At 64.6% G+C, this 16,183-nt stretch carries 17 protein-coding genes; 11 read left to right on the top strand and 6 right to left on the bottom strand.

Annotated features, from left to right (window positions below; translation table 11 throughout):
* Positions 1-7 precede the first annotated feature (7 nt).
* Positions 8-643: an RdgB/HAM1 family non-canonical purine NTP pyrophosphatase gene (gene rdgB, locus Q0030_RS20885; RefSeq protein WP_298371178.1), complete on the top strand. Its 636-nt coding sequence runs from the start codon at positions 8-10 to the stop codon at positions 641-643.
* Positions 630-1,787: a radical SAM family heme chaperone HemW gene (hemW, locus tag Q0030_RS20880; protein WP_298371175.1), complete on the top strand. Its 1,158-nt coding sequence runs from the start codon at positions 630-632 to the stop codon at positions 1,785-1,787. Before rdgB ends, hemW begins: the two co-directional genes overlap by 14 nt.
* Before the next feature lie 193 nt (positions 1,788-1,980).
* On the opposite strand, the gene Q0030_RS20875 is transcribed toward hemW, so the two are convergent.
* On the bottom strand, positions 1,981-3,186 hold the full coding sequence (locus tag Q0030_RS20875) for a penicillin-binding protein activator (RefSeq protein ID WP_298371173.1): 1,206 nt from the start codon (positions 3,184-3,186) through the stop codon (positions 1,981-1,983).
* Positions 3,187-3,405: 219 nt separating this feature from the next.
* Between Q0030_RS20875 and rsmI the strand changes: the two genes are divergently transcribed.
* From rsmI to Q0030_RS20850, 5 genes are all read left to right on the top strand, one after another.
* Positions 3,406-4,359, top strand: a complete 954-nt coding sequence (gene rsmI / locus Q0030_RS20870; protein ID WP_298371171.1) for a 16S rRNA (cytidine(1402)-2'-O)-methyltransferase — start codon at positions 3,406-3,408, stop codon at positions 4,357-4,359.
* On the top strand, positions 4,346-4,729 hold the full coding sequence (locus tag Q0030_RS20865) for a YraN family protein (RefSeq protein WP_166212917.1): 384 nt from the start codon (positions 4,346-4,348) through the stop codon (positions 4,727-4,729). The genes rsmI and Q0030_RS20865 overlap by 14 nt, the downstream gene beginning before the upstream one ends.
* A 30-nt stretch (positions 4,730-4,759) precedes the next feature.
* A complete protein-coding gene (gene gshB / locus Q0030_RS20860) occupies positions 4,760-5,707 on the top strand; it encodes a glutathione synthase (protein WP_298371167.1) in 948 nt (315 codons plus the stop codon).
* A gap of 189 nt (positions 5,708-5,896) precedes the next feature.
* On the top strand, positions 5,897-6,868 hold the full coding sequence (locus tag Q0030_RS20855; protein ID WP_298371165.1) for an MBL fold metallo-hydrolase: 972 nt from the start codon (positions 5,897-5,899) through the stop codon (positions 6,866-6,868).
* A gap of 212 nt (positions 6,869-7,080) precedes the next feature.
* Positions 7,081-7,281 (top strand): hypothetical protein, encoded by a 201-nt coding sequence (locus tag Q0030_RS20850; RefSeq protein WP_298371162.1) that lies wholly within the window; start codon positions 7,081-7,083, stop codon positions 7,279-7,281.
* 72 nt (positions 7,282-7,353) lie between these two features.
* On the opposite strand, the gene Q0030_RS20845 is transcribed toward Q0030_RS20850, so the two are convergent.
* Positions 7,354-7,506, bottom strand: coding sequence for a hypothetical protein (locus Q0030_RS20845; RefSeq protein ID WP_298371160.1), 153 nt, complete (start codon positions 7,504-7,506; stop codon positions 7,354-7,356).
* Positions 7,507-7,512: 6 nt separating this feature from the next.
* On the opposite strand from Q0030_RS20845, the gene Q0030_RS20840 reads away from it, so the two are divergent.
* Positions 7,513-7,917, top strand: a complete 405-nt coding sequence (locus tag Q0030_RS20840; protein ID WP_298371157.1) for a hypothetical protein — start codon at positions 7,513-7,515, stop codon at positions 7,915-7,917.
* Between the two features lie 217 nt (positions 7,918-8,134).
* On the opposite strand, the gene Q0030_RS20835 is transcribed toward Q0030_RS20840, so the two are convergent.
* A complete protein-coding gene (locus Q0030_RS20835; protein ID WP_298371154.1) occupies positions 8,135-9,133 on the bottom strand; it encodes an IS1595 family transposase in 999 nt (332 codons plus the stop codon).
* A gap of 120 nt (positions 9,134-9,253) precedes the next feature.
* Between Q0030_RS20835 and Q0030_RS20830 the strand changes: the two genes are divergently transcribed.
* The 3 genes from Q0030_RS20830 (at position 9,254) to Q0030_RS20820 (ending at position 13,811) form a co-directional block, all read left to right on the top strand.
* Positions 9,254-10,792, top strand: a complete 1,539-nt coding sequence (locus Q0030_RS20830) for a YifB family Mg chelatase-like AAA ATPase (protein ID WP_298371152.1) — start codon at positions 9,254-9,256, stop codon at positions 10,790-10,792.
* Between the two features lie 119 nt (positions 10,793-10,911).
* Entirely contained in the window at positions 10,912-11,430 is a 519-nt protein-coding gene (locus Q0030_RS20825) for a hypothetical protein (protein WP_298371149.1), read from the top strand.
* A gap of 104 nt (positions 11,431-11,534) precedes the next feature.
* The gene (locus tag Q0030_RS20820; RefSeq protein ID WP_298371147.1) at positions 11,535-13,811 is read left to right on the top strand and encodes an ATP-binding protein; all 2,277 of its coding nucleotides are present in this window, start codon (positions 11,535-11,537) and stop codon (positions 13,809-13,811) included.
* Positions 13,812-13,979: 168 nt separating this feature from the next.
* Here the strand turns inward: Q0030_RS20820 and coaA are convergent, their stop codons facing one another.
* The 3 genes from coaA to hisF form a co-directional block, all read right to left on the bottom strand.
* Entirely contained in the window at positions 13,980-14,936 is a 957-nt protein-coding gene (gene coaA, locus Q0030_RS20815; RefSeq protein WP_298371384.1) for a type I pantothenate kinase, read from the bottom strand.
* A gap of 35 nt (positions 14,937-14,971) precedes the next feature.
* Positions 14,972-15,295, bottom strand: coding sequence for a phosphoribosyl-ATP diphosphatase (locus tag Q0030_RS20810; protein ID WP_092120999.1), 324 nt, complete (start codon positions 15,293-15,295; stop codon positions 14,972-14,974).
* Positions 15,296-15,400: 105 nt separating this feature from the next.
* Entirely contained in the window at positions 15,401-16,177 is a 777-nt protein-coding gene (gene hisF / locus Q0030_RS20805) for an imidazole glycerol phosphate synthase subunit HisF (RefSeq protein ID WP_028335794.1), read from the bottom strand.
* Between the last annotated feature and the right edge of the window lie 6 nt (positions 16,178-16,183).

Below are 16,183 nucleotides of genomic sequence, written 5' to 3'. Positions count from 1 at the left end.
ATTGGTCATGCATCGCCGAATCACCGGAAGGCTCGTGATCGCCACCCATAATCCCGGCAAGCTTGCCGAGATGCGGGAACTGCTGGCGCCGCACGGCGTCGAGGCGGTGTCGGCCGGCGAGCTCGGTCTCGCCGAGCCCGAGGAGACCGGCGACAGCTTTCGGGCCAACGCCGGGATCAAGGCGATCGCGGCGGCGAAGGCCACGGGCTTGCCGGCCTTCGCCGACGATTCCGGCCTCGTGGTCGACGCGCTCGACGGCGCGCCCGGAATCCATTCGGCGCGCTGGGCCGGCGAGGGCAAGGACTTCATGGCGGCGATGACGCGGATCGAGCGCCTGCTGCAGGAGCGCGGCGCCACGGCGCCGGAGCACCGCAAGGCGCATTTCGTCTCCGCGCTGTGCGTGGCCTGGCCGGACGATCACCTCGAAGAGGTCGAGGCCCGCGTCGATGGAACCCTGGCCTGGCCGCCGCGCGGCACCGCCGGATTCGGTTATGATCCGGCCTTCCTGCCCGACGGTTACACGCGGACCTTTGGCGAGATGAGCAGCATCGAGAAGCACGGCCTGCCGCCGCTCGGACTCGGCCTGTCGCATCGCGCCCGCGCTTTCGTGAAGCTCGCGGAGATCTGCCTTGAGCCACGCTGAACGAGAAGCTTTCGGCGTTTACGTGCACTGGCCGTTCTGCCTGTCGAAATGCCCGTATTGCGATTTCAACAGCCACGTCCGCCATGCGCCGGTCGACGAGGCGCGCTTCGTGCGCGCGTTCGCCCGCGAGATCGAGACCACGGCCGCGCGGGTGCCGGGCCGTGAAGTCTCCTCGATCTTCCTCGGCGGCGGCACGCCGTCGCTGATGCAGCCGCAGACCGTCGGCGCCGTGCTCGATGCCATCGGCAAGCACTGGTCGGTGGCGCGCGATGTCGAGGTGACGCTCGAGGCCAATCCGACCAGCGTCGAGGCAACACGCTTTCGCGGCTATCGCGCCGCCGGCGTCAATCGTGTCTCGCTCGGTGTGCAGGCGCTGGACGACGCATCGCTGAAGGCATTGGGCCGGCTGCATACCGCGCGAGAGGCGCTCGACGCGGTTGCGATCGCGCGCTCCGCATTCGACCGTTACTCGTTCGATCTGATCTACGCCCGGCCCGACCAGACGCCGCAGATGTGGGCCGATGAATTGAAGCAGGCGATCTCGGAAGCGGCCGAGCACCTGTCGCTCTATCAGCTCACGATCGAGGAAGGCACGCCGTTCTTCGGATTGCATGCCGCCGGCAAATTGCAGACCCCGGATGAAGCGACCGCGCGCGCGCTCTACGACGTGACGCAGGAAGTCTGCGCCCGCGAGGGACTGCCGGCCTACGAGATCTCCAACCACGCCCGCTCCGGCGCCGAGTGCAAGCACAACCTGGTCTATTGGCGCGGCGAGGAATATGCCGGCATCGGTCCCGGCGCGCATGGCCGGCTCGACATCGACGGCGTCAGGCACGCGACCGCGACCGAGCGGCGCCCCGAGGCGTGGCTGTTGAACGTCGAGGAACGCGGCCACGGCGTCGTCACCGACGACAGCCTCAACAGCGAAGAGCGCGCCGACGAATTCCTCTTGATGGGGCTGCGGCTCGCCGAAGGCATCGATCCGACGCGCTATGCGAAGCTCTCCGGCCGAAAGCTCGATCCGCACCGGATCGCGATGCTGCGCGAGGAAGGCGCCATCGCCGTCGATGCCGATGGACGGCTGCGCGTGACGAAGTCGGGATTCCCGGTGCTCGACGCGGTCGTCGCGGATCTCGCCGCCTAGAGCCTATCCCGTTCCGATTGAATCGGAACGGGGCTCTAGATTCTTGTTTTGACGCGTTTTCTTCACGCGAACCGGTATCCACTTCGCTCGAAAACGCTCTAGCTGCACGCTGCCAAAATATCGAAAACAACCCCATGCAAAGTAGCCGGCGGGTGCCGGCGCTCGACAAGCAGCTTGACCGCCTGACGAAAATTTAAGCGCCAAAACTCTTCGGCGAGCCGGCGACCGGTGTGCCGCCGCCGGACGCCACCTTCATGACCGCAAGGCCGCGCTCATTGGTACCGTCGGAGCGGAAGCGGAACAGGCCGTCGATGCCGGCAAAGCCGGATGGATTGGTCAGCGTCTCCGGCGCGAAGCGCTGCGCGCCCTGGGTGCGCGCCAGCGCCGCCATCAGCGCGACGGCGTCATAGGCAAGCGTTGCGGTGCGCACCGGCTCGCCGCCGTACTTGGCGCGATAGCGGCCGGCGAAGCTGCGGAAGCCGGACGGATCGGGCGCGGCGTAGAGGCCCCCTTGCAGGACCGGGCTCGCGAACACCCGCGGATTGTCCCACAGCCCGGTGCCGAGCAGCTGGATGTTGCGCAGATTGGCGCCCGCCGCGGTGAGTGCGTCGGCGGTCGCGACCACCGAATCGCCGTCGTCGGCAAGCAGCAGCGCGTCGGCCTGGCCGAGCGCCTGGGCTACGGTCCGCGCCGGCGTCGCGCGGTCGGCACCATATTTCTCGAATGCGACGACGCGGCCGTTCTTGCGGCCGACCGCCTGCTTGAAGGCGGCCTCGACCACGTTGCCATAGGCGTTGTCCGGCACCATCGCGGCGAACGAGCGTTTTCCGATCCCGGCGGAATAGTCGACGATCCGATTGATGTCGGACTCCGGCAGGAAGCTCAGGAGATAGACACCGCGTCCGGCGACGCTCGAATCGGTGGAGAATGCGATCACCGAGGTGCCGCGCGGCCGCGTCAGTTGCGCGGTGGCCGGCACCGAGCCTGCGAACAGCGGTCCCAGAATGATCTCGGCGCCCTCGGACAGCGCCTGCTGGGTGCCCTGCGCGGCACCCTGTGGGCTGCCGCCATCGTCCTTGATCAGGAGCTGAATGTTCGGGTTCTGAAATTCCGCGAGCGCCATTTCGGCGGCGTTGCGCATCGACTGCGCCGCGAGGCCGGCATTGCCGGACGCCGACAGCGGCAAAATCAATCCAATCTTGACCTGCCCGGTGCCGACTGCCTGCGGTTGTTGCTGCGGGCCGGCGGGACCGGCCTCCGGATTGCCGCTGGAGAATTGGCTTAGGCTCTGCTGGATGCCGGAGCAGGCCGTCAGCAACGGCGCGCCGACGATGAGGCCAAGCGCGGTCCGCCGGGTCGTGCCCGACGGCAGGGAGTTGCGGTGATGCGGGCCTTCCATCGTCTCTCTTCTCTTGGCCGACCAGGATCGGCCAGGACTCCATCCAGCTCTGATGAGGCGGGTGGATTCAGGCATATTGTCGGCGAATAGTTAACTAAAACAAAAGGATTATGGTCTCGCGGCGCCGTTGCCGCGGCTCCCGTTTCCCTCAGCAACCGCGTACCGTCATCGCGGTTTCCGGATGTGGCGCAAGCGCTGCCATCCCTCTAGATTGGCATTATGCGCGCAAAAGCCAGTTCCCTCCACCATTCCGATGCCACGACAGGCACTGCGGCCAGGACCTTTTCGATCGCCGGCCAGCAGCTGGCGGCACCAAAGGCCGCGCCCGGGCTCCATCTGGTGGCGACCCCGATCGGCAATCTCGCCGACGTCACCCTGCGTGCGCTGGAGACTTTGGCGGGCGTCGACGTCATCGCCTGCGAGGACACCAGGATCACGCGACGGCTGACCGAGCGTTACGCCATCACCGCCGAACTGGCGCTCTACCACGAGCACAACGCGGTGCAGGCCCGGCCCAAGATCCTCGAGCGGCTGGCGCAGGGTGCCGCCATCGCACTGGTCTCGGACGCCGGCACGCCGCTGATCTCCGATCCCGGCTTCAAGCTGGTGCGTGACGTCTGCGCCGCCGGGCATGCCGTCATCGCGGTGCCGGGACCGTCATCGGTGCTGACAGCACTGTCGGTTGCGGCGCTGCCGACGGACCGGTTTTTCTTCGAGGGATTTTTGCCGGCGAAGGAGCACGCGCGCCGCGCGCGGCTCACCGAGCTGGCCCGGATCGATTCGACGCTCGTGATGTTCGAATCCGGCAATCGCGTGCAGGACACGCTGCGCGACCTCGCCGCGATCATGGCTGGACGCGATGCCGCGATCTGCCGCGAGTTGACCAAGCTGCACGAAGAGGTCAAGCGCGCGCCGGTCACCGAACTTGCAGCAGGCGCGGACGCGTTGGAGACACGCGGCGAGTTCGTGCTCGTCGTCGGGCCGCCGCCTGACGATGCCGGCGTGATGGGCCAGGACGCACTCGACGATCTGTTGCGCGTGCAGCTCGCCCGCGGCAGCGTCAAGGATGCGGTGGCGCACGCGGTCGAGCTGTCGGGCCGACCGCGCCGCGAGGTCTATGCCCGCGCCCTCGAGCTCGCGAAGACCATCGGGGATGGCGATGGCGAAGACTGACAGCGCCTCGCCTGAACGGGTCGCCGCATTCCGCACCGGCATCTCGGCCGAAAGCCGCGCCGCGGCGCTCTTGATCGCCAAGGGCTATCGCATCCTGGCAAGGCGCTTCCGCACCCCCTATGGCGAGATCGACCTGGTGGTGCGCCGGCGCAATCTGCTCGCCTTCGTCGAGGTCAAGGCCCGTGCCAGCCTCGACGACGCCGCCTATGCGGTGACGCCGCGCCAGCAGCAGCGCATCGTCAACGCCGCCCAGGCCTGGCTGATGGCGCATCCCGAACATGCCGAATTTGATCTCAGATTCGACGCCGTGCTGATTGCGCCGAAGAGCCTGCCGCGCCATCTGTTAGCGGCATTCGACGCCAGCCCTTAAAGTTACCCTCAGACCTCGCGGGACACGCTTATGAAATTGAAGATCGCCGTCCAGATGGATCCCATCGCGCGCATTAACGTCCGCGGCGATTCGACCTTTGCGCTGCTGCTCGAGGCGCAGAAGCGCGGCCACGGCATTTCCTACTACACGCCCGACAAGCTGTCGCTGCGCGGCGAGGAGCTGGTGGCCCCGGTGCAGTCTCTCATCGTGCGCGACGAGGTCGGCGATCACTTCACATTGGGCGAGCCGAAGCGGGAAGCCCTCAACGGCTTCGACGTCGTGCTGTTGCGGCAGGACCCGCCGTTCGATCTCGCCTACATCACCTCGACCCATTTCCTCGAGCGCATTCATCCGAAGACCCTGGTCGTCAACGATCCGGCCAGCGTCCGCAACGCGCCGGAAAAGCTGTTCGTGATGAATTTCCCGCAGCTGATGCCGCCGACCTTGATCTCGCGCGACCTCGACGAGATCAACGCCTTCCGCGACCAGCACGGCGCCGTCGTCATGAAACCGTTGCACGGCCATGGCGGCGCCGCGGTCTTCCGCGTGATGCCGCAGGACATGAACTTCGGCTCGCTGTTCGACATGTTCTCGGTCACCTTCAAGGAGCCCTGGGTGATCCAGCGCTTCCTCCCCGAGGTGAAGCATGGCGACAAGCGCATCATCCTGGTCGACGGCGAATTCGCCGGCGCCGTCAACCGCGTGCCGGCAGCGGACGATCTGCGCTCCAACATGGTGCGGGGCGGTGCGGCCAAGGCGACCGAGCTCTCGGATCGCGAGCGCGAAATCTGCGCCACGCTTGGACCTGCGCTGCGCGAACGCGGCCTGCTGTTCGTCGGCATCGACGTGATCGACGGCAATTTGACCGAGATCAACGTCACCTCGCCGACCGGCATCCGCGCCATTCAGCGGCTCAACGGCCCCGATGTCGCAGCCATGATCTGGGATGCCGTCGAGAAGAAGCGAGCCGCGAAATAATCCTCCTTCCTTGTGCGCTGCACATGCAGGTTGAACTCTAACCAGAGTTCGACCGCGCACCCGTTCGCCTTATTCTTCTTGCCAGCTTGCGCAGGCGAAGGCAGCATCCCCTTGCCTGCGTCAGGTCAAGCGGCGGGCTAACGCGGGCGACAACGCGAAAATCTCATAAAAATTGTGGAGGAAGACGTTATGACGCTCAATGTCTCACGACGATCCTTACTCGCGCTCGGCGCCGGTCTCGGCGCCAGCACACTCCTCGGCGGCACCGCGCAGGCGCGCGCGCCGAAGCTCGGCACGCAGACACCCTATTGGCACCGCTTCGTTCTCGGCGATGCCGAAGTGACCGTCGTCTCCGACGGCCCGCTTCCGCTCGGCGATCCCTCCGGTACCTTCACCGGCGTGCCGAAGGAAGAAGTGAAGAAGATGCTCTCCGACAATTTCCTCTCGCCCGACAATGTCGTGCTCGAGCAGAACTCGCCGATCGTCAACATGGGCGACCGACTGATCCTGTTCGATACCGGCATGGGCACCTCGAAGGCCTTCGGCCCGACCACCGGCCGGCAGCAGAAGAGCATGAAGGAAGCCGGCATCAAGCCGGAAGACATCGATGCCGTCGTGCTGTCGCACGCGCATATCGATCACATCGGTGGCATTGTCGATGCCGACAACAAGCCGCTGTTCCCGAATGCGCAGTACTACATCGCGCAAAGCGATCTCGATTTCTGGACCGACGAAGGCAAGATGGGCAGTCCGTTGAAGGACTTTGTGGTGCACGCCCGCAAGAACCTGCTGCCGGTGCGCGACCGCATCGTGTTCTTCAAGGATGGCCAGGAATTCCTGCCCGGCGTGCAGGCGATCGCAGCGCCCGGCCACACCGTGGGCCACACCATCTTCATGGTGAGCTCGGGCGGCAAGTCCTTTGCCTTCCTCGGCGACCTCTCGCATCACGCGGTGCTGCTGCTGGAGCGGCCGCGGATGGAGTTCTCCTACGACACCGATCCGAAGCAGGCGGCGAACTCGCGGGTCAAGCTCCTCGAGATGCTGGCCGCGAACAAGACGCCGGTGATGTCCTACCACTTCGCCTGGCCAGGCTACGGCCACGTCGCCAAGGCCGGCGAGGGCTTCCATTACTATCCGGAACCGATGCAGATGACGCTGTGACGGCGGCGCATCCGGGGACGGCGTTCGTCGCCCCCGGATGTTCTCTTAATGTTCTTGCACTGGGCAGCGCAATTGTGCACTTCGCACACCCAATGCGTGGATAACCGTTGTGAAACAACGGCTTGAATCTTTTTGTGATGAGGGTTTTTCCGGGTTCCGGTTATGAGTCCCACAGGTTGTTACAACCTGATTCGATCAACCGGAGATTCATGATGGCCTTTAAGTTCTCAATGCTGAGCCCAGACCTCATCAACGGGATCGGCAATTTTGCTGCCTTTGACCAAGAGTCCATTCCGCCCCTCACGGTGCAAGGCAGTTTCCATTTTAAGCCGACTGGCGGTGAGTCGGTTGAGATGGACAAGCTGAAGGCGGCTGCAAAGGCCGTTCTTCAGAAGGCTCTAAACGAGCTCTAAGCAAGCCCTCCAATATAAAAACCCGGCTTTCCAACATGGAGAGTCGGGCCATTACTGCCTGATCGGTCATAACTACCTTTTTGGCTTTTTGGTCGGTTTGATTGCAGGCTTCTGCCGGGCAATCTTGCCAAGCTTCTCGTTGAAGCGCTTTTCGTTGTCGTCCGTCCCTAGGTCGCGGGCGGCGGCTTTGAACTTATCGATCTGCGTCTCTTTGCGTTTTGGCATCTCAAAGTGACCGAGGAAGAGTGGATAGATTTTCTTGTCTATGCGATGCCGCAGGCCGTTTCGATTACTCGAATCCCTGCGGACTTGAGTCATGCGCTCGGCTGTTCAACCGGGCTAGTGCAGATGCATCATTCCTACGCTGTGAAAGCACACACAAAGCACGGCATTGACCCATATCGCCTGCCAATGGTCGGCATTGCCATCGACGTTGGCAGAGCCGTACTTGATCGTCGCGGCCATCTTCAGTTTTTCCATTTCGACGAAGTGGTGTTCGGGAAATGGTTTCACGTAGTAGTCAAACCGAATGCGCCCCTCACTGAGCTGTGGATTTCGTCAATTCACATCACAAAGCCCAAAGAGGTCGCACGTCACACCAAAGCGGGACGTGTCTTACGTCCCGAGAAAAGGTAACGGGCGGCAATGCCGCCCGTTATACGCGGTGGGGACTCCAATTCCCCCACATAGCGCTCATCGGAAACGACAGCCCCTCTGTAAAAGCTATCCCTCGAAGGCTACGGCCTGGAGATTCACCGTGTCTCGCGTAGAACATACATAGGTGATTCACTCTTAAGATTCAATGACTTACACACAACTTGGTTAAGCCTTTGATTTCTTGGGTCGTTTGACTCTATTGGCCAGAATGAGGTTGCCGATAGGTGAGCCGCTTACCAGTGGCACCCTTGACGGCCTTTTCGGCCCTATCCTGATCGTCCACACCAAGCGCGATGCGGTTGCTGTATCGGAAATCAAACTCCGCCAGATAGCGGTGCAAGTGCTTCTCCGAACAATGCTGATAGACACCCTTCATGCCGCGCTTGAAGATGCTGTAGTAGCCCTCAACCGTATTGGTGGTGATGACAGTCGTCTCCACAACGGGCTTACCATCGGGCCGCTTCTTGTCCGTGACCTCGTTCCAGTAGCGAACATACTGATCCTCGCCATGGTTGACGGTATCGTGGCTGGCAAAGCCGCGACCGATCTCCATGTAGTGCCGCGCCTCGTCCGTCATGAACTGGCTTTCCTTGGCGATATTGGCGCGAACGATGGGCGCAATATCAGCGATGGACGTGCTCTCGATATGGAAGCTGCGCGCGGCACCGCCGCGCTCGACAAGCGTCAACACGATGTTCTTGTGAGCCGCGCCGCCCTTGCGGTTCTTAAGCTGGCCCTGCAAGCGGCCGATATAGGTTTCGTCCACTTCGACGGTTTTGCCCGCACCACCCATGGGGGAAAGAGAGCCGTCGCGCATGGCTTCACGGATACGGTGCGCCAAGAACCATGCCGATTTGTACTGAATTTCCAAAGTCCGGTGCAGTTGATGGGCGCTAATGCCCTTCTTGCTGGACGCCATCAGGTGGACGGCCTGCAAGCACTTGTGCAGCGGAATATGGGCGGACTCGAATACCGTACCCACCCGCACCGTGAACTGCTTACGGCAGCCAGCCTCATAGCATTTCCATAGGCCAAGCCGGGCTTTGCCGTTCTTGCCCTTCACACCCTCTAAACGGCCAGCCTTCCCCACTACGCCACAGTGCGGGCAGACAACGCCGTCCGCCCACAGGAGCTTTTCGAGATGCCGAAAAGCCGCTTTTTCGTTGTGGAAGTAGGGCTTATCGAGGATGGACATAATATTACCCAGAGTTGGACAACTAAGACCAATCTATCTTAGATCAATGGGTTTGTAAAGTACATAATCGGCACTGGGCAGCCCGCTCCGCTACCTTGGGTGGCGGAAGATAGGGGCAGCATGGTCCAGCGGGTTTCCACCGTCGCTTTCGAGGGGATTGAGGCCCGTGCGGTCGACGTGCAGGTCCAGGTCGCACCGGGATTGCCGGCGTTTGCGATCGTCGGCCTGCCCGACAAGGCGGTGTCGGAGGCGCGCGAGCGGGTGCGCTCGGCGCTGATCGCCTCCGGCCTCGCGCTTCCCGCCCGCCGCATCACCGTCAACCTCGCGCCGGCCGATTTGCCCAAGGAGGGCAGCCATTACGACCTGCCGATTGCGCTCGGCCTGATGGCGGCGATCGGGGCGATCCCGCCGGACGCGCTCAGCGGCTTCACGGTGCTTGGCGAACTCGGGCTCGACGGCTCGATCGCAGCCGTTGCGGGCGTGCTGCCCGCGGCGATCGGCGCCAATTCGCGCGACGAGGGATTGATCTGTCCGGCCGCCTGCGGCTCGGAGGCCGCCTGGGCGAGCCCGGACATCCAGATCATCGCAGCGCACTCGCTGATCCAGATCGCCAATCACTTCAAGGGCACGCAGGTGCTGTCGCGGCCGCAGCCGAAGGTGCATGAGCGCGAGGAGGCGCTGCTCGACCTGCGCGACATCAAGGGCCAGGAGAGCGCAAAACGCGCGCTCGAGATCGCAGCTGCCGGCGGACATCATTTGCTCATGATGGGCTCGCCCGGCGCCGGCAAGTCGATGCTGGCGGCGCGGCTGCCTTCGATCCTGCCGCCGCTGTCGCCGTCCGAATTGCTCGAGGTCTCGATGATCGCGTCCGTCGCCGGCGAGATCCGCGACGGCGCCCTGACCGCGCGGCGCCCGTTCCGCAGCCCGCATCATTCCGCCAGCATGGCCGCGCTGACTGGCGGCGGCATGCGCGCCAAGCCGGGCGAGATCTCGCTCGCGCATCAGGGCGTGCTGTTCCTCGACGAATTGCCCGAGTTCGATCCGCGCGTGCTGGATTCGCTGCGCCAGCCGCTTGAGAACGGCGAAGTTTCGGTGAGCAGGGCCAACCATCGCGTGACCTATCCGGCGCGCTTCATGCTGGTCGCGGCGATGAACCCGTGCCGTTGCGGCCACGCCTATGAGCCCGGCTATTCCTGCAAGCGCGGCCGGCTCGACCGCTGCACCGCCGACTACCAGATGCGGATCTCCGGCCCGTTGATGGATCGCATCGATCTGCGGATCGAGGTGCCGGCCGTGACCGCGGCGGATCTGATCCTGCCGCCGCCGGCGGAGGGTTCGGCCGAGGTCGCCGCACGCGTCGCGGCCGCGCGCGACATCCAGCTCGCGCGCTACGCGGCGGCCGGCATGCCGCATGTCCGCACCAACGCGGAAGCGCCGAGCGCGCTGCTCGAGACCATCGCGCAGCCCGACGGGCATGGCCAGAAGCTGCTCCGCGAGGCGGCCGAGAGCATGCACCTCACCGCGCGCGGCTATCACCGCGTGCTGCGGGTGGCGCGCACGCTCGCCGATCTCGACGGCGCCGAGACGATCGGCCGGCTGCACCTCGCCGAAGCGCTGTCCTATCGTGCATTGGCCGACGATTTGCGCCGCGCAGCCTGATCTCCCTCGTCTTCCGCCCGATGCGCACCGCGTCAACGCGACGGTAACCACTCTCATTTACGCTCCGCAAACCATAAGCACCGCGGTCCGCGGCAAGCTTGGGTCGAGCGAGTTGTGTCATGTTGCGTATGAAGGTTTTGGCCTCGGTGGTCCCCCTTGCCGTGGCCGCGGTATTCGCCCGTGCTGAAATCCTGCCGGGCCCTCGGCCCTGCATCGAGGTGGGCGGTGCCACGATGCAGATCGCATCGGTCCCCTGGCAGGCGCAGCTTCACGTCAGCTTCACCGACGACCCCAGCCTTGCCACCGTCCGGGTCCGGGTCGCCGACAACTCCGAGGCCGCCGACTTCACCGTGATCGATGACATCGACGATGCCGAGGCCGGCGCTTGCGAAAGCAATTCGGTGCCGCAGCTGATCGGGATTTCCAGCGCGCCGACCGCAACCGGCCCCGTCATCTATCTTTCCCATGACGGTCCGTTCGATTACCGCGTCTACGTGCAGTCGAAGACGTTCTCGGCGCGCGATGCCGCAGCCCTGATCGTGAGCGCCCGCGGCGGACACCGCCGCCTCGAAGCGGCATCGCTCGCGCCGCACGCAGGCATCCGCGACCAGACAATGGCGGAGTTAACCTCCCGCTAACCCTGTTCCGAGGGGCGGCGCGAAACCGCCACCAACCTCAAGCACTTTGCAAGGTGGCCGACGCATCGTCATCGCCAGACCAAGCACTCTCAGGGCCACCATTGATGGGGCGTTTCTTCCGGATCAAGTTACGCCTTCGCCGCTTCCTGCGGCGCCATTCCTGGCTCGCGGCGATCGTCCGTTCCTTCACGATCTTTTCCGTCGCGTTCGGCGGCGCCTTCGGGTTCATTTCCGGCGCCCTCTCGCAACAGAGCGGCTACGATCCCAATACATTCGCGATCGGCGTCAGTTTCCTGTTCGCGCTCGCCTGCCTCTGGATCGTGACGCTCGGCATCCGCCTGCGGCTGATGCGGAGACGCCTGCGCACCATCGCCATGCACAATGAAGCGATGGCCGACCGCAACTGGGAACTGCAGGAAGCCGAACAGCGCGCCTCTACCCTGTTCGAGGCGCAGGACGATTTGATCGTGCTGCGCGACCTCGACGGCCTCATTACCTATGCCAACGACGCCTATTGCGAGCTGGCACAGATTTCCCGCGGCGAATTGATCGGCAGCACCGCCACCCTCAAGGTGCTCGAGCAGGGCGACACCGCGCTCGAATCCAACGGCACGCGGGTCTACGACCAGAAGATCGACGGACCGCACGGGCCGCGCTGGATCGCCTGGCGCGAGGGCCTCGTGCGCAACGATGCCGGCGCGCCGGCGGAGATGCAGAGCGTCGGCCGCGACGTCACCGACCGCACCGAAAGCGAGCGCGCGCTGGCCGAAGCGCGCGATCAGGCAGATGCCGCCAACCGCGCCAAGTCGCGCTTCCTCGCGATGGCGAGCCACGAGATCCGCACGCCGCTGAACGGCATCATCGGCATGAGCGGACTGTTGATGGACACCCAGCTGACGCCGGAGCAGACCACCTACGTCAAGGCGGTCAAGACATCCGGCGACGCGCTTCTCGCGCTGATCGAGGAGCTGCTCGACTATTCCAAGATCGAAGCCGGCAAGATCGATCTCGAACACCGCGCCTTTGCGCTGTCCGGCCTGATCGAGGAGATCACCGAGCTGCTGGCGCCGCGCGCGCAGGCCAAAGGCATCGAGATCGCCGCCTATGTCGATGAACGGCTGCCGATGCAGGTGACCGGCGACGCCGCACGGCTGCGTCAGGTGCTGCTCAATCTCGCCGGCAACGCCATCAAGTTCACCGCGACCGGCGGCGTCGCGCTGATCGTCGAGCCCGGCATCTGGCCGAACGAGATCAGCTTCCTGGTTCGCGACACCGGTATCGGCATCGCACCGGAAGCGCAGCAGCGCATCTTCCGGGAGTTCGAGCAGGCCGACGACCGCATCGCGCGCAGCTATGGCGGCACCGGCCTCGGCCTCTCGATCAGCGACCGCATCGTCAAGCGAATGGGCGGCCGGATCTCGCTTGCAAGCACGCCGGGCGCGGGCTCGACCTTCGAGGTCTCGATCCCGCTCGCCGCCGCCGACACCGGCGAGGCCAATGGCTTCACGGCGCCGGATCTCGCCGGCCAATCGATCATGCTGGTTGCGCCGCACAGCATCGAGGCCTCGCTGATCTCGCGGCGGCTGCAGCGCTGGGGCGCGCAGACCTGCATCGTGTCGGACCCCAATGTCGCCGAGGCATTGCTGCCGGAGCGGAGCTGGCACGCGGTCCTGATCGATCACGCGCTCGGCGCGCCAGCGATGGAGGCGTTCGCCAACGCGGCCCGCATCCACGCAACCCATCGCATCGTGATGGTCACGCCGGCGACGCGGCAGGAGCTTTCGGCCTCCGAGGCAGCCGTGTTCACCGGCTATCTGGTCAAGCCGCTGCGCGCGTCGTCGCTCGCCGCTCGCCTGACCGCATCACCTGAAATCGCAGCCCCAAGCCTCGTGATGTCAAACCTCGCAATCGAGACGGTCGCCGAGTCCGCGCCCACCGCGCCGGCGGCCGCGCCATCGCACAAGGGGCTCTCGATCCTGGTTGCGGAAGACAATGAGATCAACGCGCTCCTGATGCGCTCGCTGCTCGCCCGGCTCGGCCACAGCGTCGTCATCACCACCAATGGCGAGCAGGCGATGGAATCCTGGCTCTCGGCGACGTCGGCCGGCACGCCCTACGATCTCGTGTTGATGGACATCCAGATGCCGCGCCTCAACGGCATCGAGACCACCAAGCAGATCCGCGCCCAAGAGTCCGGCGGGCTGGCCGGCCAGTCCATCCGTCGGACCCCGATCCTGGCGCTAACCGCCAACACGCTGGTGGAGGATCGTTATGCCTGCTTCGAAGCCGGCATGGATGGCTTCCTGATCAAGCCACTCGATCGCGAGAAGCTCGAGGAAGCGCTCGCGGGCCTCGCCGCCGCGCGGCATATCGCGGCGTAGCAGTCCCAAACTCCGTGTCGTCCCTGCGAAAGCAGGGACCCATAACCACCGAGCTTGATTTGTATCCCGCTGCGGCCACAGCCCTGCAAGTGACGGGCACCTGTGGTTATGGGTCCCGCGTTCGCGGGGACGACAGCTGTGGAAGTGACCGACTTAACCGAACAACGACTACAGCCGGCGCAGCGCGACCGTCTGCACCACGTGGTCGGCGCCCTTCTTCAGGATCAGCGTCGCGCGCGGGCGGGTCGGCAGGATGTTGTCCTCGAGATTGGCGAGGTTGGTGCGTTCCCAGATCGCGATCGCGGTTGCTGTCGCTTCCTCGTCCGACAGCAGGGCATAGCGGTGGAAGTAGGACCTGGGATCGGTGAACGCGGTGTCGCGCAGCGCCAGGAAGCGCTTGACGTACCACTGGCGCAGCGCGGACTCGTCGGCGTCGATATAGACCGAGAAATCGAAGAAGTCGGAGACGAACGGCACCGCCTTGCCGTCGCGCGGCAGCCGCCCGGTCTGCAGCACGTTGACGCCCTCGACGATCAGGATGTCCGGCTGGTCGATCTCGACCCATTTGTTCGGCACGATGTCGTAGGTCAGATGCGAGTAGACCGGCGCACGCACGCGCCGCCGTCCCGCCTTGATGTCGCTGAGGAACGCCAGCAGCGTCGGCAGGTCGTAGCTCTCGGGAAAGCCCTTCTTCTGCATGATGCCCTGCCGCTCGAGCACGGCATTCGGAAACAGGAAACCGTCGGTCGTGATCAGATCGACCTTCGGCCGCGGCGACCAGCGCGCCAGCAGCGCCTGCAGCACGCGGGCCGTGGTCGACTTGCCGACCGCGACCGATCCGGCGACGCCGACGATATAGGGCATCTTGCGGTCGCGGATGTTGAGGAATTGGCGCTGCGAATAATACAGCCGCTGGGTCGCATCGACATAGATCGACAGCAATCGCGACAGCGGCAGGTAGATGTCCTCGACCTCCTGCAAATCGAGGCGGTCGTGCATCGAACGCAGGCGGTCGAACTCGCCCGGCTCGAGCGTCATCGGCGTATCGTCGCGCAGATGCGACCATTGCTGGCGCGTGAAGGTACGATAGGGGTTGTATTGCTGATCTGGTGCCCGGATGTCCATGAGGCCGCCCCTCTCAATGCGCTCGATCATGTGCGCTAGTCGCGCTTGCGCGCCGCCTTCTCTTCCAATCCCGACATCGAGGTGCGCTTCTCCAGCGCGGCCTCGACATCCTCCAGCTTCACGCCACGTGATTTCAACAGAACCAGCAAGTGAAACACGAGATCAGCACTTTCAGCGATGAGATGATCGCGGTCATTCCCGACCGCAGCGATCACGGTCTCGACCGCCTCCTCGCCCAATTTCTTGGCGCAATGCTCCGCGCCCTTGTCGAGCAGCTTGCGGGTATAGGACGCCTCGCCGCCCGTTGCAGCACGGGCGTCGATGGTGGCAGCCAAATCGTGAACCGTGAAACGCGACATCAACTCAACTCAAGCATGCGCACCGGCACCGGCAAGGTGCCATCCCCTAGGTGGGGACTTAGCATTTTTGTGACAAGGAGTCCCAGACCACGCGCCAGGCTGGGATCAAGGATCGAGGCGCATCGGCAGGCCGGCGCGCACCATGTGATCCTTGGCCTGGCGGATGGTAAATTCCCCGAAGTGGAAGATCGAAGCGGCCAGCACGCCGGTGGCATGACCCTCGCGGACGCCATCGACCAGGTGATCGAGATTGCCGACGCCACCGGACGCGATGACCGGTACGGGAACACTGTCCGCGATCGCCCGGGTCAGCGGCAGATCAAAGCCCTGCCTCGTGCCGTCCCGGTCCATCGAGGTCAGCAGGATCTCGCCGGCGCCGAGCGCGACGACCTCCTGGGCATATTCGATGGCGTCGATCCCGGTGGCATTACGCCCACCATGGGTGAAGATCTCCCAGCGGTCCGAGCCGCCGGCGCGCTTGACCCGCTTGGCGTCGATCGCGACCACGATGCATTGCTCGCCGTACTTCTCAGCCGCTTCCTTGACGAACTCACGACGGCTGACCGCCGCTGAATTGATCGAGACCTTGTCGGCGCCGGACCGCAGCAGGGTCTTGATGTCGTCGACGGTGCGGACGCCGCCGCCCACGGTCAGCGGCATGAAGCAGGCCTCCGCCGTCCGCCGCACCACATCCAGCATGATGCCGCGGTTCTCGTGGGTAGCGGTGATGTCGAGGAAGGTGAGCTCGTCGGCGCCGGCGGCGTCATAGGCGATCGCGGCCTCGACCGGATCGCCGGCGTCGCGCAGGTCGACGAAGTTGACGCCCTTGACCACGCGCCCGTCCTTGACGTCGAGACAGGGGATCACGCGAACCTTGAACATGTCTCT

Source organism: uncultured Bradyrhizobium sp. (assembly GCF_947648125.1).
Taxonomy (GTDB): domain Bacteria; phylum Pseudomonadota; class Alphaproteobacteria; order Rhizobiales; family Xanthobacteraceae; genus Bradyrhizobium.
Note: the sequence above shows the minus strand (reverse complement) of the source record. Positions and strands in the feature narration are given on the sequence as shown.

Bases quoted from the DNA above. Each gene is read 5' to 3' on its own strand.
- rdgB (WP_298371178.1), top strand. From the start codon at position 8: ATGCATCGCCGAATCACCGGAAGGCTCGTGATCGCCACCCATAATCCC.
- Q0030_RS20875 (WP_298371173.1), bottom strand. From the start codon at position 3,186: ATGGAAGGCCCGCATCACCGCAACTCCCTGCCGTCGGGCACGACCCGG.
- rsmI (WP_298371171.1), top strand. From the start codon at position 3,406: ATGCGCGCAAAAGCCAGTTCCCTCCACCATTCCGATGCCACGACAGGC.
- Q0030_RS20865 (WP_166212917.1), top strand. From the start codon at position 4,346: ATGGCGAAGACTGACAGCGCCTCGCCTGAACGGGTCGCCGCATTCCGC.
- gshB (WP_298371167.1), top strand. From the start codon at position 4,760: ATGAAATTGAAGATCGCCGTCCAGATGGATCCCATCGCGCGCATTAAC.
- Q0030_RS20855 (WP_298371165.1), top strand. From the start codon at position 5,897: ATGACGCTCAATGTCTCACGACGATCCTTACTCGCGCTCGGCGCCGGT.
- Q0030_RS20850 (WP_298371162.1), top strand. From the start codon at position 7,081: ATGGCCTTTAAGTTCTCAATGCTGAGCCCAGACCTCATCAACGGGATC.
- Q0030_RS20845 (WP_298371160.1), bottom strand. From the start codon at position 7,506: ATGCCAAAACGCAAAGAGACGCAGATCGATAAGTTCAAAGCCGCCGCC.
- Q0030_RS20835 (WP_298371154.1), bottom strand. From the start codon at position 9,133: ATGTCCATCCTCGATAAGCCCTACTTCCACAACGAAAAAGCGGCTTTT.
- Q0030_RS20830 (WP_298371152.1), top strand. From the start codon at position 9,254: ATGGTCCAGCGGGTTTCCACCGTCGCTTTCGAGGGGATTGAGGCCCGT.
- Q0030_RS20825 (WP_298371149.1), top strand. From the start codon at position 10,912: ATGTTGCGTATGAAGGTTTTGGCCTCGGTGGTCCCCCTTGCCGTGGCC.
- Q0030_RS20820 (WP_298371147.1), top strand. From the start codon at position 11,535: ATGGGGCGTTTCTTCCGGATCAAGTTACGCCTTCGCCGCTTCCTGCGG.
- coaA (WP_298371384.1), bottom strand. From the start codon at position 14,936: ATGGACATCCGGGCACCAGATCAGCAATACAACCCCTATCGTACCTTC.
- Q0030_RS20810 (WP_092120999.1), bottom strand. From the start codon at position 15,295: ATGTCGCGTTTCACGGTTCACGATTTGGCTGCCACCATCGACGCCCGT.
- hisF (WP_028335794.1), bottom strand. From the start codon at position 16,177: ATGTTCAAGGTTCGCGTGATCCCCTGTCTCGACGTCAAGGACGGGCGC.